This window comes from Streptomyces sp. NPDC006450 (assembly GCF_040612195.1).
In the GTDB taxonomy this organism is placed as follows: Bacteria; Actinomycetota; Actinomycetes; order Streptomycetales; family Streptomycetaceae; genus Streptomyces.
Genome location: NZ_JBEXPT010000110.1, coordinates 1 through 22,209 on the forward strand (window position 1 = coordinate 1; position 22,209 = coordinate 22,209).

Genomic DNA, 22,209 nt, shown 5'->3' on the forward strand with positions numbered 1-22,209 from the left:
AAGCTGATGTTGCCCGCCGCGTCGGCGGTGGTCTTCAGCCCGGGGGCGTCGACGCCGAGGCGGATCTTCTTCAGGGCCGGGTTGGCGGCGGCCTGCGCGGTGTGGACGATCAGGACCTGGCTCCAGCCACCGAGCTGGGTGGCCGTCAGGCGCAGGTCGACGTCGGGCAGGACGTTCTTGTAGAGCGCGTCGTTGCCGTCGAGGACCGGCTTGGGCAGCTTGAAGGGCGTCTTGAAGGCCAGCTTCTTGCCGTCGGCCGTGGTCATCGTCGCCATCGGGCCCGTGCCGCCACCGGAGATGCTCAACGGGGAGGGAACGACCGCCGGGGATATGGTCCCGTCCGCGTTGACCCGGAGCGTCGTATCGATGGCCTTCCAGGACCCGTTCGCCTGCTTCACCCGCTCGGGCGCCGAGGCGGCGTCCACGGTGAGGGTGCCGGCCGGGTTGGCGAACGTCTGCGAGTTGCCGGTCGTCAGGTGCTCGATGACCACGCGCTTGCCGCTGCTCTTCGCCTGCGCCAGCGCGGCTTCCACGGCCTTCTGCTCGGCGGTGGGAGCGGGCTTGGGGGTGGAAGCGGGCCAGTTGCTGTCAGCCGGCCCGTTCGAGGCGAAGGCGCTCGGGGCGGTGATGAGTCCGGCCCCGAGGGCCAGCACCACGGCACCTGTCACGGGGAGCATCGCGGCCGCGGATGCTCGTCGACGCCGGAGGGCCCCCGGTCTGGCGTCGGTTGATGAAGAAGATGGCCGCATGGGCAGAAGTCCTCGCTATGCGCGTCGGTGAACCAAGGTCACGCGCACGGTGCTTGCTGGCTGAAAATCTGTCAAGATTTCATAAGGGCAATATGTCTGATTCAGATCAATACATGTCAGGTTGACTCTCAAGTGACAATGATCATGTAAGGGAATGTTAAGAAAAATTATGCAAGCAGATCTCCCCTTCCTTAGGGTGCGCTGTCCGGACTGTGCAAGAACCGGACCTTGCCATTCCTTTTCATGGGGGATTTTTGTTGTCTCGTCAGGGTGGTTTGCTTTCGCGTGCGCGCGCGAGACGGCCACGTGTTGCGATGATCGCCGCGCTCGCGGTGTTCATCTCCGGCCTGGGCTTGCCCGCGGTCGAAGCGGTGGCGAAGCCGCCGAAGGTGTGGGTGCCGCCGAATACGGCGCTCCCGCAGACCAAGCCCGTCAAGGGCTCGAATGCCAAACCCGCCAACGCCAAGGCGCCGGTCGGTAAGGCGTGGAAGCCGGATGCGAAGGCGAAAGCCCCGTCCGGTTCCGCTACCGTTCCGCTCAATACTTCCGGGACTTCGGCGACTGCGGTCGCCGGTAAGTCGGTTCAGGCAGGCAGTTTGCCCGTCTGGGTTGCTCCTGCCAAGGGTCCGAAGCGTTCGGCGAAGTTGTCGGAACTCGCGGTTTCGGGTTCCGCTTCTGGCGAGGGTTCGCTGCGGGTGGAGGTGAAGGACGAGGCGAAGACGCGTGCGGCTGGTGTCGGAGGCGTCCTCGTCGCTCTGACCGACGCGGCGGGTTCGGCTGCTTCGGGCAAGGTCCAGGTCGGCTTCGACGTCTCGGCGCTGGCGAAGACCGCTGGCGCGAACTGGGCGGACCGTGCACGGGTGGTGCGGCTTCCCGATTGCGCGCTGACCACGCCGGGCGCGAAGGGCTGCACGACTCGTACGCCGGTCGCTTCCCACAAGGACGCGTCGGGCCGTCTGGTCGCGGAGATCGACGCCCCCAAGGTGGCGTCCGCCAAGACCAGTACGTTGAAGTCGGCGCCGTCGGATGCGCCGCAGATGCTGTCCACGCAGGCCGTGGCCCTCGCCGTTGAGGCGGGTCCGTCGGGTGCGAGTGGCGACTTCAGCGCGACGCCGATCGCGCCGTCCATGTCGTGGCAGGCCGGCGCGAACGCCGCGAACTTCACCTACGGCTACACCGTCGAGGTCCCGTCCGCGATCGCGGGCGCGGGCCCGGACCTGGGTCTGGGTTATGACTCGTCTTCGATCGACGGCCGTACGGCGTCGACGAACGCGCAGGCCAGTGGGTTTGGTGAGGGCTGGGACTGGAGTCCGGGCTCGATCTCGCGCTCGTACAAGGGCTGCAAGGACGCGGGGATAGCCGAGTCGGGTGACGAGTGCTGGGCCGGGGACATCCTGTCCCTGAACCTCGCCGGCCACTCGGGTCAGATCGTCCGCGACGACACGACGTGTGTCTATCACCTTCAGGGTGAGGACGGCACGAAGATCGAGCGTCTGACCGGGCAGCGCAACGCCGCCTGGAAGGGTGAGGGCTTCAAGGTCACCACGACCGACGGAACCCAGTACTACTTCGGCTCCAACCGCCTGCCCGGCGGTGACGGGACGGACCCGGAGGCCAAGTCTGTCTCGACGGTCCCGGTGTACTTCAACAGTGGTCAGGACAAGTGCCTGGGCGCGACGACTCCGGCGAACGGTACGTGGCAGCAGCTGGGCTGGCAGTGGAACCTCGACTACGTCGTGGACCCGCACCAGAACCTGGTCTCCTACCGCTACGAGCAGGAGGACAACTTCTACGGGCGGGGTGGCGGCCAGAACGGCGGCACTGGTACCAACACGAAGTACCAGCGCGGCTCCTACCCGACGTGGATCGGCTACGGGCAGCGCCTGCCCGAGCAGATAGCGGCGAAGGGCGCGGCGAAGCCGGCCGTTCAGATCAACATCAAGAACGCCGAACGCTGCGTCGTGATCGGAACGGTTACCTGCACGGACACCGCCCAGCGCGTCAAGGCCAACGCCAAGTCCTGGCCCGACACCCCGATCGACCAGGAATGCCCGGCCACCGGCCAGTGCCTGAACCTCTCCCCGACGTACTTCACGACGAAGAAGTTCACCCAGATCGCGTCCCAGGTCTGGACGGGCACCGCCTGGCGCACGGTCGACTGGTACGACCTCAAGCAGTCCTTCCAGGACCCGGGTGACGGCACGTCCCCGACCTTGTGGCTCGACTCGATCCAGCGCAACGCCAGCAACGGCAAGACCGCGATCAAGCTTCCCGCGGTGTCGTTCCAGGCGACGCAGTTCCCCAACCGTGTCGACGGCGTCGTCCGCCGCCCCGACGGTACGGATGCCTCGGCGCCGAGTTACCGACGTCCTCGGATCCAGACGATCACCACCGAGACCGGTGGCCAGATCAACGTCGCCTACAAGGCCCCGGAATGCTCCCGCCTCGCGGGCACGATGCCGTCCTCGGAGGACGGCAACACGATGGCCTGCATGCCGGTCAAGTGGTACCTGCCCGGCCAGTCCTTCGCCGACCCGGTCAACGACTGGTTCCACAAGGTCATCGTCCAGTCCATCACCGAACAGGACAAGGTCGGCGGCCAGGTCTCCAAGGTCATCGATTACGAGTACGGCGGCGGCATCGCCTGGCACCGCAACGACTCCGAGTTCACCGACGCCAAGACCCGCACCTGGGACCAGTTCCGCGGCTACGCCACCGTCACCACGCGTACGGGTAACGGCAACGCGTCCGAGGCCCCGCGCACCAAGAGCGTGGTGACGTATCTGCGCGGTATGGACGGCGACGTCCTGGCCAACGGCACCAAGCGCACCGTCAACATCCCCGATGCGCAGGGCGGGACGATCAAGGACGAGGAGGTCCTGTCCGGCTTCGTCCGCCAGAGCCAGACCTACGACCGCGACGGTGGAACCGTCATCTCGGACGAGGTCACCACTCCGTGGATAGGCCCGGTCACCGCGACCCGCAACCAGTCGGCGGGGATGCCGCCGATCACGGCCCGCGCGGTCAACACGGCGAAGGTCACCAGCCGCTCGAAGCTCGCCAACGGCAACTGGCGCACCGCCGAGCGCTCGTCCACGTATGACACCACGCTCGTCACCCGGCCTCTTCAGGTCGACGACAACAGCGACACCTCCCGCACGGACCAGCGGCTGTGCACCACCTTCGAGTACCCCACGGGACCGGGCGGCGCGGTGACGGAGCTCGCCTCCCGCACCCTGGTTCTGTCCGGTGTCTGTGGCCAGACGCCGACCGCGGCGAACACCGTGGGTGACACCCGCTCGTACTTCGACGGTCTGCCGTACGGCCAGGTCGGAGCGACGGCCGACGGCACGGGCACGGAGGTCCTGGAGAAGTACGACGGCACCGGCAAGCCGGTCTACCGTCTCAACTCCACCTCCACCTACGACGCCTATGGCCGCGTCACCAGCAACACCAACAAGGTCCGCACCGACGCCACCCACCCGGGCGGCGCCGTCACCACGACCGAGTACTCCCCGGCCACCGGCGTACTTCCGGACACCATCACCCACACCAACCCGCTGGGCTGGAAGTCGACGACGACCCTCGACATCGGCCGCTCACAGCCGCTGAAGAGCACAGACGAGAACAGCCACGTCGCCGAACGCACCTATGACGCGCTCGGGCGGGTCGTGTCCATCTGGCAGCCCGGTCAGAACTCCACGACGGACCTGCCGGTCCGCAAGTTCTCGTACACGATGAACGGCACGAACGCGCCGTCCGCCGTTCTGAGCCAGGCGCTCATGAACGACAACACCTACACGTCCTCGTACTCGATCTACGACGGCCTCGGCCGCGTCCGCCAGACCCAGGCCACGCCCCCGTCAGGTGTGGCCGGCCGGATGATCACGGACGCGCTGTTCGATTCCCACGGGCGACAGGTCAAGACCAGCTCGGCCTACTACACGGACCAGGGCGCACCGTCCGCGGCAGTGTTCCTGCCCAACGGCGGGGTCCAGCCCGACAGCAAGATCCCGTCCCAGACCGTCCAGGTCTTCGACGGCCTCGGCCGCGTCACCGACACCATCACCCAGTCCTTCGGCGTGGAGCAGTCCCGCTCCAAGACCGAGTACCCGGGCGTTGACGAGACCCGTCAGATCCCGCCGGCCGGCGGATTCGCCACAGCCACCGTCGCCAACGGGACGACCACTCTTCTCCGTCAGTACAAGTCGAACACGCCGACCGGCGCGTACGACCAGACGACGTACGTGTCCAACAGTCAGGGCAAGGAACTGTCGCGGAAGGACTCCGCCGGCAACGAGTGGACGTTCACCTACGACCTCCTCGGCCGCGTGGTGAAGGCAAGCGACCCCGACTCGGGCATCAGCACGACCGTCTACGACGACAGCAAGAACCTGATCACCGCGACGGACGCGCGTCTCAAGAGCGCCACCTCGGTGGCTGACATTCTCGGTCGGACCATCGCGACGTACGAGGGCACGGCCGTCGACCCGGCCAAGCAGGTCGGCTCGTTCACCTACGACGCCAAGAAGCTCGGCAAGCCCGACACCACCACCCGCTACGTGGGCGGCAAGACCGGGAGCGCCTACGTCTCGGAGATCACCGGTTACGACGGCGGCTACCGCCCCCTCGGCACCAAGGTCACCATCCCGGCAGCGGAGAAGGAGCTCGCCGGTACCTACGAGACCACCAGCACATACGACGCCTACGGGCAGGTGAAGACCACCACTCTCCCCGGCATCCCCAAGGCCGGCCTCGGCGTCGAGACGATGACGGTCGGTGTCGATGTAGCGGGCAACACCACCTCCCTCAGTGGCAAGATCGGTCTCGCCAGGACGCCGTACCTCGTGGACATGCGCTACGACCCCTACGGCCGGGCCATCCGCACCACGGTCGGTGACACCGGCATGCAGGTCGTCTCCACGGTGGACTACGACGCCGGCAGCGGCCGAGCCGTGCGTACCACACTCGACAAGCAGACAGCCGCGAGCGCGAGCGTCGATGTCCTGGACTACACCTACAACAAGGTCGGGCAGCTGACCTCGATCGGTGACACCCAGGACGGTGCGGGCCGTGACCTGCAGTGCTTCACTCACGACTACCTCGGGCGCCTGACCCAGGCCTGGACCGACACCGGCACCCAGACCACGGCCCCCGCACCCAGCGTCCGCGGCATCGGCGGCTGCACCAACGCCACCGGCCCGGCGGTCGACGGCACGGGCAAGCCCAGTGTCGGTGGTCCTGCTCCGTACTGGCAGCAGTACGAGTACGACGCGATCGGCAACCGCAAGAAGCTGGTGAAGAAGGACGTCACCGGTAACGCGGCCAAGGACCTCACGATCACCCAGACGTTCGGCACCGGGCCCAACGTCCCGTCCTCCGCCCCGCAGACGGGCGGCGGCACCGGTGGCCCGCACGCGCTGATGACCTCGACCGAAACCGGCCCCTCCGGAACCAAGGTCACCTCCTACACCTACGACCAGTCCGGCAACACTGCGTCCATCACCAACACCGCCGGCACCAAGGCGCTGACCTGGAACGGCCAGGGCAAGCTCGACAAGATCATCGGCACCGGCGAGAGCGCCGGCACCAGCTACCTCTACGACACAACGGGCAAGCAGCTCATCCGCCGCGACCCCACCAGCACCACGCTCAACCTCGGCGGGGACCAGCTCACCCTGGACACCGCCAGCGGCAAGGTCTCCAACGTCCGCACCTACCCCGCCCCTGGTGGTCTGTCGATCACCCGCACCACCAGCACCCTGGGCGGCTCCACGCTCACGTACCAGAGCTCGGACCACCATGGGACCGGCGGGGTCCAGTTCAAGGCCTCCGACCTCAGCCACGTGCGGCGCGCCTCCGACCCGTTCGGCAACGAGCGCGGCACCCAGCCCGCACCCGGGGCCTGGGCCGGAGACAGAGGATTCGTCGGCGGTACCAAGGAGAAGGCGACCGGCTTCACCCTCCTGGGCGCCCGCGAATACGACCCGGCCACCGGTCGGTTCCTGAGTCCCGACCCCATCATCGACGCGGGCGACCCACAGCAGTGGAACGCCTACGCCTACTCCAACAACAGCCCGATCAACGCATCGGACCCCAGTGGCCTGGCAGCGACCATTCGCTGTGAAGGCAATTGCGGTAGCGACTGGGAGTACACGGAGAGCCACTCGATCAACCTTTGGGGTGGCGACGACGGGGAATCGCAGGCCGAGAGGGCCCTGGAGCAGGCGAACAACAACGTCTCCAAGGCCAAGAAGAAGCGCGACAAGCTGATCGACGAAGTCGTCGACATGGTCGGCGACCTGATCGGATTCAACGACGCCCGGGACTGCTTCACCAAGGGCGACGTGATGGCCTGCATCAACACGGCCCTGAACTTCGTCCCCTGGGGCAAGCTCGTCAAGGCTGTCAAGATCGGCATCAAGGCCTTCAAGGTCTACAAGGAAATAAACAAGGCCTACGACGCCATCCACGAAGCCGAACGCGGAGCCTCAAAGGCCGCCGAAGCCGTCACCTCGGTCAAGAAGGCGGCCAAGGAAGCCCGCGACGCCGAGGCGAAGGCAGCCCAATCGGCATCGGAGAAAGCCAGTAAGGAATCGGCCGGCGACGGTGCGGGAACCGACGCCAAAGCAGTAGCGGACGAAGCCGACGCCGCGAAGAACAGCGGCGGCGGCGACGCCCCTTCGGGCCCGACGAAGTGCAACAGCTTCCCCGCCGGTACCCAGGTGCAGATGGCGGACGGCTCCGCGAAGTCCATCGAGGACGTCAAGGACGGAGACGTGGTCACGGCCACCGACCCGCAGACCGGCGAGACCCGACCCGAAACCGTCACCACGACCATCACCACCCCCGACGACAAGGACTTCACCGACCTCACCCTCACCGACGAGGCGAGCCCCCGCGGCCCGCCCGCGAAGATCACCTCCACCTACCACCACCCCTACTGGAGCGAAACCCGCCACCAGTGGATCGACGCCGGTGAACTCACCGCGGGCGAGCTCCTCAGGCAGCCCAACGGCAGCACGCTCACCGTTCAGGGCGTTCGCAACTACCGGCACGCGGTGCCGACCCACAACCTCACCGTCGACGATCTGCACACGTACTACGTGCTGGCTGCATCTCAGCCGGTCCTGGTCCACAACTGCAATACGCTCTACTCGGAGATCGAGGGGCCCCGCGGGGCCCAGCGGAAGGGCGTCGCGTACGCCGAGGTCTCCCCGCAGGTTCTCGCCGACGCGAAGGCCGGAAAGATCGGCTCGGACGTCGGCGGCGAAAGGCCCGCCGGGTGGAAGAAGGGCAAGGAGGACTCGCGAGGTCACCTGATCGGCAAGCAGTTCGGTGGCAGCGGCCTGGACCAGCGCAACGTCGTGGTTCAAGGCGCCAAGCAGAACAGCGGCGAGATCAATAGGGCCGAGGGTGAAATCGCCAAACACGTCGAGAGAACCGGAAACACGGTGATCATGAGTGTGACTCCCATTTACGGTAGGGCGAAAGAACGTCCGACGCATGTCATCATCGAGGCAGTCGACGACTTCGGCTGGTCGTTCTACAAGGAGATCGCCAATTTCTGAGGACGGCACCGTGAACGCACTGGAATCCCTGCTCCGGATCTGCCCGCCGCCGGAAGGGCCCGACCTCGGACCCCGCGGCCGCCCGGCCGCGAACGCCGGAGACGGTCCTGCCGTACCGCCGAGCCACGCAGAGCTGGTGAAGCGGTACGGGGCCGGATGCTTCGACGACTTCCTGTGGATCTATGAAGAGGAATGTCCGAACGAGTACCTCGACATCGGTCAGCAGACGAGGGAGGCGTACGACATCCTCTCGCAGGCGGACATCCCGGAGATCCGTTCTATGCTGAACGAGTTCGGTGCGGTCCCGGAGGAATTGATCCAATGGGGCCGCACGGACAATGCCGATTCGCTCTTCTGGATCCCCTCGGGTGCTCCGGAGGACTGGCCCACGCTCATCGTCTCGGCAGGACAGTTGGACTTTCTTCTGGTCCGTTCGACCTCTCCGGGAGTCGTGCTGGGTCTCCTGGAACGTTCCATCCGCTGTTCGTTCGTTCCCGCTGAGTTCTTCGACACCGCTCCCACGTTCGAGAGGTGGCGGGAAGAGCTGACGCAGGAAGACTGACGGAGATACGGGAGGGCCCGGCGCACACTGTGCGCCGGGCCCTCCTCGTGTCACGGGAAGTGATGTCAGCACTCGACGACGTGGGTGTCAGCACTCGACGACGTCGACCGCCGGCCCGCCGGAGCCTGCGGGCGGGCCGGGCCGGAACCGCGGGAATCCCCGCCCGCCGTCCGCCGTTATCGGTAGACCACAAGGAGGGAATCCATGTTCTCGTACCGCCGCACGCCCGAGCTCCCCACCCGCGAGGAAGCCCTGACCGGCCGCGCGGAGCCGCTCTTCGGGCTGCCCGCCGTGCACACCGTGCTCGGCAACCCCCTCGCGGGCCCGTACCCCGCCCACCTCCAGGTCGCCGACTTCGGCCTCGGCTGTTTCTGGGGCGCCGAGCGCAAGTTCTGGCAGACCCCGGGGGTGTGGACCACCCTGGCCGGCTACCAGGGCGGCTTCACCGAGAACCCGACCTACGAAGAGGTCTGCTCGGGCGGCACCGGCCACACCGAGGTGGTCCGGGTCGTCTTCGACCCCTCCCTGGTCTCCTACGAAGCCCTGCTGAAGCTCTTCTGGGAGTCCCACGACCCCACCCAGGGCTTCCGCCAGGGCAACGACGTCGGCACGCAGTACCGCTCGGCGGTCTACACCCACTCCCCCGCCGACCAGGCCGCCGCCGAAGCCTCCCGCGAGGCCTACCAGCGCGTCCTGACCGCCTCCGGCTACGGCCAGATCACCACGGCCGTCCTCCCGGCGGCGGAGCGCCCCTTCTGGCCGGCGGAGGCCCACCACCAGCAGTACCTGGACAAGAACCCCGGCGGCTACTGCGGCATCGGCGGCACGGGCGTCTCCTGCCCGATCGGCGTGGCCCGCGCCGACGGCTGACCGGCTGACCGGCTGACGGACGAGGCCCCGGCCCCCGCACCGCGCGGGGGGCCGGGGCCCTGTCCGTGCTCCGGAGCGACCGGCTCAGAGAACCGTCACCCGTGCCAGCGCCCACGACGTGTGGTCGAAGGACGACTTCGCGTTGGCGTCCTCCACCACCAGGTGGAGCAGCCGTATCCCCCGTACGTCGACGTCGAGCGCCGTCGGGCCCGAGGCGCCGGTCAGCAGGCCCGTCGTGGCCAGCGTGCGCCCGTCGCCGCGCACGATCGCGCGGGTGCCTCCGGCGGACGACTGCTTCGTCGAGAAGTCGTCGATGCCGACCAAGGCGGTGAAGCGGTTCCCGCGGCCGCCCAGGTGGTAGACGACCTCCGACGGGGCGTGCACGCCGAGGCCCTTCGCGTAGCTGACCCCGCCGAAGGCGATCGGGGTGCCGTCGCCGGCCGCCTGCTTGCCGTTGGAGCGGTCGATCTCGACCGGGCCCCAGCCGTTGGCCGCGGAGACCCAGGGGAGGTCGCTGAGGTAGCTGTCCCGCGTGGGCGGGGCGGGCAGCGGGGCGTAGCGGGCGGGCGCGGTGAAGCCCAGCCCGGACGAGGTGGTGGCCTGTGCCAGGAGCAGCGCGGGCGCCGCCGCCGCGGGCGCGGTCACCCGCCACGTGGTGGTCAGGGCCTCGCCGGGGGCGAGGGAGGCAGCGGTGGCCGGGCCCGCCGGGGCCGCCGTCCAGCCCGCGGGGAGCGGGAGGGTGACCCGGACGTCCGGCCAAGGGCGGCCCGTACCGTTCGAGACGGTCGTGGTGACCGTGGCCGCCGAAGCGTCCGCGGCCGCCGCGAGACCCCACGGGCGGCGGACGTAGGTGTCCGCCCAGGAGGAGCGGAGCAGGGCGGTGAGGGAGGCCACCACCGCCGGGTTCGCCGCGGCCACGTCGTACTTCTCGGCGAGGTCCGCCGACAGGTCGTAGAGCTCGAACTGCCACTGCGCGTCCGGTACGGTCCGGTCCCGCGCCGGGGCGAACCGTACGGCCTTCCACCGGTCCTTGCGGATGGCCTCCGCGACCTGCTTCGCCCGGCCTCCGTCCTGGGTGTTGGCCCGGCTGGTGACGCCCTGCTCGTCCCGGTACCAGTACAGGTGGTCTTGGACCGGGGCGAGCGCGGGGGAGCCGTTCAGGACGGGGGCCGCCGAGAGCCCGTCGATGTCGGAGGGGGCCGGGGCGCCGCCCGCCAGGTCGGCGAGGGTGGGCAGGAGGTCGTAGAGCGGGGTGGGGCGGGCGCTGGTGGTGCCGGGGGCGATCCGGCCCGGGGACCAGGCGACGAGGGGGACGCGGACGCCGCCCTCGTACAGGTTGCGCTTGTACCCGCGCAGCGGGCCGTTGGCGTCGAAGAGGTCCGGGTTGACCCCGCCCTCCTCGTGCGGGCCGTTGTCGGAGGCCACCAGGACGACCGTGCGCTCCGCGAGACCCCGCGCCTTCAGCCGGTCGACGACGGCGCCGACCTGCGCGTCGAGGAGGCTGATCTGCGCCGCGTGCGACTTGTTCGCCTGCGTCCAGGACCGGGAGGCGTACGCGCTCGCGTCGGGGATCTCGCTCGGGGCGTGCGGGAGGTTCGGGGTGAGGAAGAGCAGGAAGGGGGCGGGTCCGGCGGCGTGGGCGTCGATGAAGCCGAGGGCGCGCGCGGCGATCGCGTCGGGTGCGAAGGTGCCCGTCGGGACGGTCTCCTTGGCGTTTCCGTTCCAGAGGTACGCCGGGTAGTACTGGTGGGCGTGGCTGTGGTCGATGTACCCGTAGAACTCCTCGAAGCCGCGCGCGGACGGGTGGCTCGGCTGGTCCCCGGCCTCCGGCCCGAAGCCCCACTTGCCGAAGAGGCCCGTCCGGTAGCCGCGTGCCCGGAGCACCTCCGCGAAGGTGGTGTCTCCGGCGCCGAGGCTGCCCTGGCCGCCGCTGGAGGGGTTGGCCCGGACGGCGGCGTGGCCGGTGTGCAGGCCGGTCAGCAGCGCGGCGCGGGAGGGCGCGCAGACGGCGGCCGCGGAGTAGGCGTCGGTGAACCGGAGCCCCTCGGCGGCGAGTTGGTCGATGCGCGGGGTGGTGATCAGCTTCTGGCCGTACGCGCCCAGGTCGCCGTAGCCCAGATCGTCGGCCAGGATCACCACGAGGTTCGGCGGGCCCTCCGCCCCGGCGGCGGCCGCCCGCGCGGGCTGGACGGCCTGCGGGAGGGCCGCGAGGCCTACGGCGGCGGCCGCGGAACCCGCGAGGAAGTGGCGGCGGCTGGGCATCTCGAACTCCCCTGTGGCTGAAGGCTGATGGGAAGATCGTCCGCGCAGACGGCCGCCGAGACCATGCACGGGGCATGAAGAACGTGTGACGGCCCCCGGTGCGGGCTCTCAGAGCGCGCACCGGGGGCCGGACCGGGTACCGAGCCGGGGGTGCCCAGCTGGGGTGCCCAGCCGCGGGTGCCCAGCTGGGGTGCCCAGCTGGGGTGCCCAGCCGCGGGTGCCCAGCCGCGGGTGCCCAGCTGGGCCCGCCGGGAGCGGGCTGTCCGTCAGATGGTCGAGGTGTCGATGACGAAGCGGTAGCGGACGTCGCCCGACTGCACGCGCTCGTAGGCCTCGTTGACCTCATCGGCGCGGATCAGCTCGATGTCCGCGCCGAGCCCGTGCTCCGCGCAGAAGTCGAGCATCTCCTGCGTCTCGGCAATCCCGCCGATCATCGATCCGGCCAGGGTCTTGCGGCCGCCGATGACGGAGAACAGGTTCAGCGAGACCGGCTCCTCCGGGGCGCCGACGTTCACCAGGGCACCGCCCACCTTGAGCAGGCCCAGGTAGGCGTCGAAGCCGAGGGGTGCGGAGACGGTGGACACGATCAGGTCGAAGCGGCCGGCCAGCTGCTCGAAGGTGGTCTCGTCGCTCGTCGCGTAGAAGTGGTCGGCACCCAGCTTCAGGCCGTCCTCCTGCTTGCGCAGGGTCTGCGAGAGGACGGTGACCTCCGCGCCGAGCGCGTGGGCGATCTTGACACCCATGTGGCCGAGGCCGCCGAGGCCGACGATCGCGACCTGCTTGCCGGGGCCCGCTCCCCAGTGCTTCAGCGGGGAGTAGAGGGTGATGCCGGCGCACAGCAGCGGGGCGGCGATGTCGAGGGCGAGGCCCTCGGGGATGCGGACGGTGTAGTTCTCGTCGACGACGACGTGCGTGGAGTAGCCGCCGTAGGTCGGCTCGCCGTTCTTGTCGAGGGCGTTGTACGTGCCGGTCATGCCCTTGGCGCAGTACTGCTCCTGCCCGGCGAGGCACTGCTCGCACTCGCGGCAGGAGTCGACGAAGCAGCCGACGCCCACGCGGTCACCGACCGCGAACTTGGTGACGCCGGAACCGACTTCCGCGACGACACCGGCGATCTCGTGGCCCGGGACCATGGGGTAGATGCCCTCGCCCCAGCCGTCGGTGACCTGGTGGATGTCGGAGTGGCAGATGCCGGCGAACTTGATGTCGATGAGGACGTCGTGCGCGCCGACCGGACGGCGCGGGACGGTGATGCGCTCCAGCGGGGCCTTGGGCGCGGGAGCGGCGTAGGCGGCGACCTGGGTGACGGACACGGTGAGGCTCCTCGGAAGACTGTGGTGCGGACGTGCGGTGCGACGGTGCGGTGCGGACCTGCGGGGCTGGCCGGATGGACGAGCCCGCCGTGCGGGACCGCGGTACGCGGTCGCTGTGTGCTCCCAGCCTGCACTCCCCCGCCCCGGACACCCATCCCCCTGCCCTGCCTAGGTCTGCCAGACCTACCCTTGGCGGGGTCAGGCTGACGCCCCCGGCCCGCGCCCCCGCACGGGGATACTGGGGTAATGGACCAGCTTGATCAGCGAGCCGAGCTCGGCGAGTTCCTGCGCTCCCGGCGCGCCCGGCTGCGCCCCGAGGACGTGGGCCTGCCCGATTACGGGCGCCACCGCCGGGTCCCCGGCCTGCGCCGCGAGGAGCTGGCGCAGCTGGCCGGGGTGTCGGTCGCGTACTACACGCGGCTGGAGCAGGGCCACGGCCAGAACGTGTCGGCGGAGATCCTCGACGCCATCGCGCGGGCCCTGCGCCTGGACGGCACGGAGCGCGCGCACCTGAGCCACCTGGCCGGTCCCAAGCCCCGCAAGCGCCGCCAGGCCCCGCGCCCCCAGCAGGTCCGGCCGCAGCTGCGGACGCTGCTGGACGCGATGGACGGCGTGCCGGCGTACCTGGTCGGCCGGCGCCAGGACGTCATAGGCTGGAACCGGCTGGCGGCGGCGGTCTTCGGCGACTTCGGGAAGCTCCCGGCGCAGGAGCGCAACCTGGTGCGGCTGGTGTTCCTGGACCCGGCGACGGCGGAGCTGTACGCGGAGTGGGAGTGCCGGGCGTGCGAGGTCGTGAGCAATCTGCGCGTGTACGCCGGGCAGTTCCCGGACGACGAGCGGCTGTCCGCGCTGGTCGGTGAACTGTCCGTCAAGAACGAGGAGTTCCGCCGGCTGTGGGCGGCCCACACGGTGGCGGACAACAAGACGCACGGCGTCAAGCGACTGCGCCACCCGCTGGTCGGCGAGCTCCAGCTCTCCTTCGAGACCCTGGCCCTCCCGGACGACCCGGCGCAGTTCCTGGTCACCTACCACGCCGCCCCGGGCTCCCCCTCGGCCGACGCCCTCAGCCTCCTCGCCTCCTGGTCCGCGTCCCCCGCCGCACCCGCCCCCGACCCGGACCCGGATCTCGACCGGGATCTCGACCGGGACCGGGAGCACGCCCCGGGCCCCGTCGAGTAGTCCGCTTCGCAGGCCCCCCGGCCCCGACCCGCCCCCGGGCCCCAGCCCCCCGGCCCCCGGCCCCCGGCTAGAGGTTCAGCTGGAAGTACCCGACCCCTCGCTCGCGCCGGTAGCCCAGGGCCGCGTTGACCGCGAGCATCGGGGTGTTGTCGTCCGCCACCGAGGTGGCGATGGTGCGCAGGTCCGGGTGGCGGGTCGCCTCCTCCGCGAGCATGCGGAGCTTGACCGCGCGGCCGAGGCCGTGACCCCGGTGGGCGGGGACCACCACGGTGTCGTACTGGAGCGCGCGCGGGCCCGCCGGGTCGGGAAGGACCAGTTCCGTGTAGGCCGCCACCTCGCCGTCCGGGGTGACGGCGGCGACCGTGGTCAGTGCGCCTCCCCGGTCCAGGATCTTGCGGTGGGCCGCGTGCAGGCGCTCCGCCGTCCAGGTCTGGATCTGCTGGTCCAGCTCCCCCATCGGCGCGTCCTCCATGGACCCGTGGGCGACGGCCACGGCCCGGGCCCACTCGTCGGGCACCAGACCGGGCCAGCAGTGCAGCTCGTAGCCAGGCGGAGTGGGCGCGGCCCCTGCCTGGGCGGCCTCCGCGGCCTTCGCCCCCTGCACCCACCGCGCCTCCCGCACGTCCTGTACGTACCAGGCCATCGACAGGACGTTCTCGAAGCCCACGGACTCGGCGAACGCCTGCCCCGGACCTCCCAGGTCCACCTCCGCCGCCACCGAGGTCCGGCCGTCCGCGAGCAGCTCCTCGCGGACCCGCGCCCACAGGGCCGCTCCCACACCGCGCCGCCGCGCGTCGGGCCGTACGGTCAGCTCGTCCAGGAACGCCGTGTGGTCGTTGGCGCCGTCGGTGAAGAGGACCAGGGAGGCGACGGCGTCGTCCGTCGCCCAGTGCACCGAGCGTCCCCGCGCCGAGGGCACCCGCAGCGCTCCGGCCACCTCCGTCCGGGAGGGCGGCGGAGTCCCCGGCAGGTCCGCCGTCCGGGCCGCGGCCAGGACGGCCCACCAGTGATCGATTTCGGTGTCGGTCGGGGGTACGGAGAGTTGGTTGATCATCATGCTCCGGACCCTAGACCGGACCGCGGCCGCCCGCTCAAGCGATTTCCGCCCGGGCGTTTCCACCCTGGCGTCTTCCCCCCGGGCGTTTCGCGCTCAGGCGTTCTCGGTGACGGTCACCTTCCCCCGGCGGATCGTCGCCACCCGCGGGGCCCGCTTCGCGAGCGCGCTGTCGTGGGTGACCATGACGAAGGTCAGGCCGTGTTCCTTCCACAGCCCTTCGAGCAGTTCCATGACCTCGTCGCGCATGGACTCGTCGAGGTTGCCGGTCGGCTCGTCGGCCAGCAGCACCTTCGGCCGCTTCACCAGCGCCCGCGCGATGGCCACGCGCTGCTGCTGGCCGCCGGACATCTCGCCGGGGAGGTGGCCCATCCGCTCGCCGAGGCCCACGGAGTCCAGCGCCTCGGCGGCCCGGTCGCGCCGCTCGCGGGCCTTCAGCCCGAGCGGGACGAGGGCCGTCTCGACGTTCTCCTGGGCGGTGAGCGTCGGGATCAGGTTGAAGGACTGGAACACGAAGCCGATGCTCTCCGCGCGGACCCGGGTGAGGCGGGATTCGGAGACGGTGGCGAGGTCGAGTCCGTCGAGGACGATCTGTCCCGCCGTCGGGCGGTCCAGGGCGCCGAGCATCTGCAGTAGGGTGGACTTGCCGCCGCCGGTGGGTCCCTGGATGACGAGCCGGCCGCCGTCCTCGATGGTCAGGTCCACGCCGGCGAGCGCGTCGATGGTTTCCTTGCCGCGCTGGTAGCGCTTGGTGACACCGGTGAGTTGGTACATCTCTGGTTGGTTCCCTCGGGTTGCGGGGCGGTGGGACGGGCGGGCACGCGGGCGCACGACGCGCACGTACAGGCGCAGATGCAGGCGCAGATGCAGGGGCGGACGTAGGGGCGGACGCAGCTACAGACGCGCCTACGGCCGTACGGACCTGCGGGCGCGGGCTATTCGACGCGGCGCAGTGCGTCCGCCGGCCTCAGCCGGGAAGCACGCCAGCCGCCGAAGCCGCCTGCGATCAGTCCGCCCGCGACGGCGAGCGCGACGGCCAGGCCGATGGTGGAGAGCGAGACGGGCGCGGTGAGCGCGATGTCGAGGGCCTTGCCGGCGCCCTGCTGAGCGGAGCGCATCATCCCGCCGCCGCCCCCGCCCGGGCCCTGGAGCCGGCCGGCGCCGCCCGCGAGCTGCGCGGTCAGCTGCGGGCTGATCGCGGTGACGGCGTACGCGGCTCCGAGCCCGAGGCCGATGCCGAGGGCACCGCCGATGAGGCCGTTGACCAGGGCCTCGCCGGCGACCTGGCCGGTGACGCGGCCGCTCTTCCAGCCGAGCGCCTTGAGCGTGCCGAACTCGCGGACGCGCCGGGACACGGCCGAGGAGGTCAGCAGACCGGCGACGAGGAAGGCGGCCAGGAGGACCGCGTAGGAGAGCCACGTGCCGACGGTGGAGGCGAGCGAGGCGGCGGTGGAGAGCGAGCCGGAGACGGTGTCGGCGAGGTCGGCCGACGTGGTGACGGTGGTGTCCGGGACGTTCTTCTGGATGGCCTGCTTGACGGAGCCGATGGCCTGGGAGTCCTCGGCCTGGACGTAGACCGTGGTGATCTTGCCGGGGGTCGCGGCGAGGGTCTGGGCCTGCTTGAGCGGGACGTACACGTCGGCGGCCGCGTCCCCGCTGTCGGCGGTGGCGATGCCGATCACCTTGAACGTGGTGTTCTTGATGGTGATCCCGGAGCCCGGCGCGAGCTTGTTCTTGGTGGCGTAGGCGCTGTCGACGACGGCGACGGCCGCGTCGGTCTCGCCGGCCGCGAAGGTGCGGCCCGAGGTGATCTCGGAGGTGGTGAGCGGGCCCAGCTCGGGCCGGGTGACGTCCGCGCCGTAGACGGAGAAGGAGTTGACGTCGAAGTCGGCGCCGCCGCCCTCGACCGTACCCCCCGTACCGCCCGTACCGCCGCCGGTGGCGCCCGGCCCGGGGGCCGTGCCGGTGCCCGCTTCGCCCTCCGCACGCTTGAACTCGCCGCGCTTGAACTGCCCGTTGACCTTCATCACCTGGAGGCTGAGGCCGCCGACGGCCTGCGCGACTCCGGTCTGGCCGGACACCTTGTCCACGGTCGCCGCGTCGAGGGTCTCGAAGCCCTGGGGCATCACGAGGTCGCTGCTCTGCTCGGCCCCGGCGTTCGCGTCGCCCTCGCCCTTCGCGTCGAACCTGAACCGGGGCCGGGCCGCTGTCTCCCCCTCGGCCGGCGGGGTCTGGGCCTTGGTGACGGTCATGTCGGTGCCGAGGCCGTAGAGCGACTGGAGGACCCGGCCCTGGGCCTGCGCCATGCCCGCCGAGACGGAGGTGACGACGATGACGAGGGCGATGCCCAGGGCGAGTCCGGAGGCGACGACGAGCGCCGCCTTCCTGCGGCGGCGCAGCTCGCGCCGGAGGTAGGTGAAGAACATGCGGCAGAACGTAGGCAGCACCCGTGACGGCCGGATAAGCCGTCCATAAGAGCCTGATGAGAACGCGAACTCACAGGTCACACACAGACGGACGCACGGCTGGCACCCCACACGGGGACGGCGCCACGAACGGACGTCGACACGAACGGAGGGCGCCACGAACGGACGGCGCCACGCACAGACGGACGGCGGGGAGCCCCCTGGCCGGGGCTCCCCGCCGTCCGTCGCGGGGTTCAGCTGTCGTACCGGCGCGTCAGACGGCCGAGCCCGCCTTCCAGTCCGCCCAGCTCATGTTCCAGCCGTTGAGGCCGTTGTCCGGCTTGATGGTCTTGTCCGGGGAGTTGACGACCGTGACGACGTCTCCGATGAGGGAGTTGTCGTAGAACCAGGCCGCGGGCTGGCTCGGGTCGTTCGCGCCCTTGGCGTCGTTCAGGCCGACACAGCCGTGGCTGGTGTTGGCGCTGCCGAAGACCGAGTCCGGTCCCCAGTAGTTGCCGTGGACGAAGGTGCCCGAGGTCGACAGGCGCATCGCGTGCGGGACGTCCTTGATGTCGTACTCGCCCTTGCCGTCGTCGTCCGTGAAGCCGACGGTGGCGCCGTTCATCCGGGTCTCCTTGAACTTCTCGGAGATCACCATCTGACCGTTGTAGGTCGGGTTCTCCGGGGAGCCCGCCGAGATCGGGATGGTCTTGAGGACCGCGCCGTCCCGGGTGACCGTCATCTTCTTCGACTTCGCGTCGACCGTGGAGACCTGGCTCCGGCCGATCTTGAAGGTGACGGTCTTGCTCTGCACGCCCTGGATGCCCGGGCCGCCCTGGACCCCGTCCAGCGCCAGCTTCAGGGTGACGGTGGAACCGGCCTGCCAGTACTTCTCCGGGCGGAAGTCCAGCCGCTGCGTGCTGAACCAGTGGCCGACGACCTCCTGGCCGCTGCTGGAGGTGACGGTGATACCCGCCTGGACGGCCTTCTTGTCCTTGATCTGCTTGTCGAAGGTGATGGAGACCGGCATGCCCACGCCGACGGTCTGGCCCGCGTCGGGGATGAAGGAGCCCACGAAGCTGTTCTGCGGGGAGACGGTGGTGAAGGAGGCGTTCTCGTGCGCCTCGCGGCCCGCCTCGTCCTTCGCGGTCGCCGACAGCGCGTACTTGGTGGAGCGCTTCAGCGCGCCGTCCGGCTTCCAGCTCTTGCCGTCGGCGGCTATCTTGCCCGGAACCGCCGTGCCCTCGGAGCTCTTCAGCTCGACCTTGGTGAGCGTGCCCTCACTGACGGCCACGTTGGCCGAGTCGTTCAGGCCGACGTTGGTGGCGCCGTCCTTGGGCGTGATGGCTATCTTGGCCTTCGAGGCGTCCTTGGCCGCAGCCGCGTCCACGTCCGCCTGGGACTTGGCCGATGCCTCCCCGCTGGCCTTCGGCGTCTTCCCGCCGCCGTCGTCGCCGCCGCATCCCGCGAGCACCAGTACGCCGCCGAGTACGGCGGATATGGCCACCAGGGACCTTCTCCGCCGCTTGCTGTCCGTCCTCACACGCCACTCCATCGTTGCCGGAACCCCGAACTCCCCGGGCAGGGGGCATGACCCCCTGCCTCGTCCTGACAACGCATTACACCCCGAGGTGCTGCCACATTCCGTTCGAATGTGGTCAACCCCACCGTCAGGCGTTGTCAGTTTCTTCGTCGAGCTCCCCATCTTCCTCGTCGAGGTCCCACTCCATGGACTCGGGGTCGTATTCCACGGGCTCGCTGCTCCAGGAGGCCTGCGCGAGCTCGACGCCGGGGATCTCCGCGACCAGGTCAGTGGGGTCCACCAGGTAGGCCAGGGCCTCCGACTCGTCCTCCCGGACGGCCGCCTCGGCGTGGCCGCGCTCCTCGTCCGGCATGAACTCGTCGGCCTTGATGTGGGCGAGGGCGGCTCCGGTGAGCGCGTCGACGTCCGGTACTTCAAGTACCAAATCCACCCGAAGGCGTACATATCGTGAGGTCTCAGAAGGGTTCATACGACGGAGAGTAATCCCGCGGCAGCCCCGACTTTCCCACGACCCGCCCCTTTCCGTAGCATCACCGCACGGGGCCAATTCGCTGCTGCCACAAGGGGGATCGCACCGTGTCCGCACGCCGATCAACACTCACCGCTCTCGGAGCGACCACCCTCCTCGCCGCCCTGTGGTTCGTCCCCTCGGCGGGCGCCACCGCGCCCGGGCACGCGAAGGCCGCCTCCGGCGCGCCCGCCGCCGCGAACACCCGGGTCCAGGCCGCCTCCGCGACGGAACCCACCCTTGAGCTCGCCGACACGGGCGGCGTGGACACCACGCCCTACCTGCTCGGCGGCACGCTCTTCCTGGGCGCCGGGGCCGGCTTCGTGGCCTTCTCCGTACGCCGCTCGCGCACGGCGTAACGGCCTCCGGGCACGCCCACCGGACACGCCCACCGGACACGCGAAAGGGTGCGGGCCCGGGGACATCCCCGGACCCACACCCTGAACCCCTACGGGATTGATCGCCTCAGGCGAGCGGGCCCGTGACGGCCTCGACGGCGTCCACGAGTGCACCCGAACGGACGAAGGCGTCCGCGGCCGCCAGGTCGGGCGCGAGGAAACGGTCCGGGCCGGGACCCTCCACACCCGCCGCACGCACCGCCGCGATGGCGGCCCGGCTGGCCGGCGCCGGGGTGAGCCCGTGGCGCAGCTCGATCGCGCGGGTGGCCGCGTACAGCTCGATCGCGACGATCCGGGTGAGGTTGTCGACGGCGGTACGGAGCTTGCGCGCGGCCGACCAGCCCATCGAGACGTGGTCCTCCTGCATGGCGGAGGAGGGGATCGAGTCGGCGGAGGCGGGAACCGCGAGCCGCTTCATCTCGCTCACCAGGGCGGCCTGCGTGTACTGGGCGATCATGAGCCCGGAGTCCACACCGGCGTCGTCCGCGAGGAACGGCGGCAGGCCGTGGCTGCGGTTCTTGTCCAGCAGCCGGTCGGTGCGCCGCTCGGCGATCGACCCGAGGTCCGCGGCGGCGATGGCCAGGAAGTCCAGGACGTACGCGACGGGGGCGCCGTGGAAGTTTCCGTTGGACTCCACGCGCCCGTCGGGCAGCACCACCGGGTTGTCGACGGCGGAGGCCAGCTCGCGGGAGGCGACGAGGGCGGCGTGCGCCATGGTGTCGCGGCCCGCGCCGGCCACCTGGGGGGCACAGCGCACGGAGTAGGCGTCCTGGACGCGCGGGGCGGACTCCTCCTGGAAGTGCCCGGTGAGCCCGGAGCCCTTCAGGACGGCGGCCATGTTCGCGGCGGAGGCACCCTGACCGGGGTGCGGGCGGATGGCGTGCAGCTCGGGCTGGAGCACCTTCTCCGTGCCGAGCAGCGCCTCCAGCGTCAGCGCGGCGGTGATGTCGGCGGAGGTGTACAGCTTGCCGAGGTCGGCGAGGGCCATGACCAGCATGCCGAGCATGCCGTCGGTGCCGTTGAGGAGGGCGAGGCCCTCCTTCTCGCGGAGCTCGACGGGGGCGATCCCGGCCTCGGCGAGCAGTTCCCCGGCGGGCCGCACGGTCCCGTCGGGGCCCTCCGCGTCACCCTCGCCCATCAGCGCGAGCGCGCAGTGCGAGAGCGGGGCGAGGTCTCCCGAGCACCCCAGCGAGCCGTACTCGTGCACGACGGGGGTGATCCCGGCGTTGAGCACGTCGGCCATCGTCTGCGCGACGGACGGCCGGACACCGGTGTGCCCGGAGGCGACGGTCTTCAGCCGCAGGAACATCAGCGCCCGCACGACCTCGCGCTCGACGCGCGGGCCCATGCCGGCGGCGTGCGAGCGGACGATGTTGCGCTGCAGCTGCGCGCGCAGCTCGGGGCTGATGTGCCGGGAGGCGAGCGCCCCGAACCCGGTGGACACCCCGTAGACGGGCTCCGGCTTCGCGGCGAGCGCTTCCACGATCTCGCGGGCCCGCCCGAGGGCGGCGACGGCCTCGCCGGAAAGCTCGACGCGGGCGTTGCCGCGGGCGACCGCGATCACGTCTTCGGCGGTGGTCCCGGACGTTCCCACCACGACAGTGTGCATATCCATATTCAGCAGCCTACGGACTGAATCCCTTCATGTCACCCCTTCGATGCGCCGCTCGCGCGGTGCGGCCTGGACGGGCCTTACCGGCTTCGCGCCGCTGCGCCGGACCCCCGCCCGCGGGGGGCGGGCGGGGTGCCCCCCCCAGCCCGGCCCGCGGGGGCCCGGCGGGGGGGGGGGGGCCCG

At 70.4% G+C, this 22,209-nt stretch carries 13 protein-coding genes and 1 pseudogene; 5 read left to right on the plus strand and 9 right to left on the minus strand.

Features of this window, described 5'->3' with window-relative positions:
- Positions 1 to 668: pseudogene (locus ABZY57_RS25895) on the minus strand (hypothetical protein); the annotation flags it as partial.
- A 395-nt stretch (positions 669 to 1,063) separates the two neighbouring features.
- Here ABZY57_RS25895 and ABZY57_RS25900 point away from each other — a divergent pair.
- The 3 genes from ABZY57_RS25900 (at position 1,064) to msrA (ending at position 9,752) form a co-directional block, all read left to right on the plus strand.
- Positions 1,064 to 8,320 (plus strand): polymorphic toxin-type HINT domain-containing protein, encoded by a 7,257-nt coding sequence (locus ABZY57_RS25900; RefSeq protein WP_356515778.1) that lies wholly within the window; start codon positions 1,064 to 1,066, stop codon positions 8,318 to 8,320.
- Positions 8,321 to 8,330: 10 nt separating this feature from the next.
- Entirely contained in the window at positions 8,331 to 8,882 is a 552-nt protein-coding gene (locus ABZY57_RS25905; protein ID WP_356515780.1) for a hypothetical protein, read from the plus strand.
- 204 nt (positions 8,883 to 9,086) lie between these two features.
- Positions 9,087 to 9,752 carry a peptide-methionine (S)-S-oxide reductase MsrA gene (gene msrA / locus ABZY57_RS25910; protein WP_356515782.1) on the plus strand — a complete coding sequence of 222 codons (666 nt, stop codon included), beginning with the start codon at positions 9,087 to 9,089 and terminating at the stop codon, positions 9,750 to 9,752.
- An 84-nt stretch (positions 9,753 to 9,836) separates the two neighbouring features.
- On the opposite strand, the gene ABZY57_RS25915 is transcribed toward msrA, so the two are convergent.
- Positions 9,837 to 12,014: a sulfatase-like hydrolase/transferase gene (locus ABZY57_RS25915; protein ID WP_356515784.1), complete on the minus strand. Its 2,178-nt coding sequence runs from the start codon at positions 12,012 to 12,014 to the stop codon at positions 9,837 to 9,839.
- A 266-nt stretch (positions 12,015 to 12,280) separates the two neighbouring features.
- The gene (locus tag ABZY57_RS25920; RefSeq protein WP_356515786.1) at positions 12,281 to 13,327 is read right to left on the minus strand and encodes an NAD(P)-dependent alcohol dehydrogenase; all 1,047 of its coding nucleotides are present in this window, start codon (positions 13,325 to 13,327) and stop codon (positions 12,281 to 12,283) included.
- A gap of 246 nt (positions 13,328 to 13,573) precedes the next feature.
- Between ABZY57_RS25920 and ABZY57_RS25925 the strand changes: the two genes are divergently transcribed.
- A complete protein-coding gene (locus tag ABZY57_RS25925; RefSeq protein ID WP_356515788.1) occupies positions 13,574 to 14,506 on the plus strand; it encodes a helix-turn-helix transcriptional regulator in 933 nt (310 codons plus the stop codon).
- 67 nt (positions 14,507 to 14,573) lie between these two features.
- On the opposite strand, the gene ABZY57_RS25930 is transcribed toward ABZY57_RS25925, so the two are convergent.
- From ABZY57_RS25930 to ABZY57_RS25950, 5 genes are all read right to left on the minus strand, one after another.
- Complete coding sequence (locus ABZY57_RS25930; RefSeq protein WP_356515790.1) at positions 14,574 to 15,563, minus strand: GNAT family N-acetyltransferase; 990 nt, start codon at positions 15,561 to 15,563, stop codon at positions 14,574 to 14,576.
- Between the two features lie 93 nt (positions 15,564 to 15,656).
- On the minus strand, positions 15,657 to 16,334 hold the full coding sequence (locus tag ABZY57_RS25935; RefSeq protein ID WP_356515792.1) for an ABC transporter ATP-binding protein: 678 nt from the start codon (positions 16,332 to 16,334) through the stop codon (positions 15,657 to 15,659).
- A 161-nt stretch (positions 16,335 to 16,495) separates the two neighbouring features.
- Positions 16,496 to 17,986 (minus strand): ABC transporter permease, encoded by a 1,491-nt coding sequence (locus ABZY57_RS25940; protein WP_356515794.1) that lies wholly within the window; start codon positions 17,984 to 17,986, stop codon positions 16,496 to 16,498.
- 253 nt (positions 17,987 to 18,239) lie between these two features.
- Complete coding sequence (locus ABZY57_RS25945) at positions 18,240 to 19,520, minus strand: Ig-like domain-containing protein (RefSeq protein WP_356515796.1); 1,281 nt, start codon at positions 19,518 to 19,520, stop codon at positions 18,240 to 18,242.
- Positions 19,521 to 19,635: 115 nt separating this feature from the next.
- Positions 19,636 to 19,938, minus strand: a complete 303-nt coding sequence (locus ABZY57_RS25950) for a hypothetical protein (RefSeq protein WP_356515798.1) — start codon at positions 19,936 to 19,938, stop codon at positions 19,636 to 19,638.
- A 146-nt stretch (positions 19,939 to 20,084) separates the two neighbouring features.
- Here ABZY57_RS25950 and ABZY57_RS25955 point away from each other — a divergent pair, with 146 nt between their 5' ends.
- Positions 20,085 to 20,375, plus strand: coding sequence for an LPXTG cell wall anchor domain-containing protein (locus ABZY57_RS25955; protein ID WP_356515800.1), 291 nt, complete (start codon positions 20,085 to 20,087; stop codon positions 20,373 to 20,375).
- A 106-nt stretch (positions 20,376 to 20,481) separates the two neighbouring features.
- Here ABZY57_RS25955 and hutH read toward each other — a convergent pair whose 3' ends face one another.
- The gene (hutH, locus tag ABZY57_RS25960; RefSeq protein WP_266912769.1) at positions 20,482 to 22,023 is read right to left on the minus strand and encodes a histidine ammonia-lyase; all 1,542 of its coding nucleotides are present in this window, start codon (positions 22,021 to 22,023) and stop codon (positions 20,482 to 20,484) included.
- Positions 22,024 to 22,209: the final 186 nt, after the last annotated feature.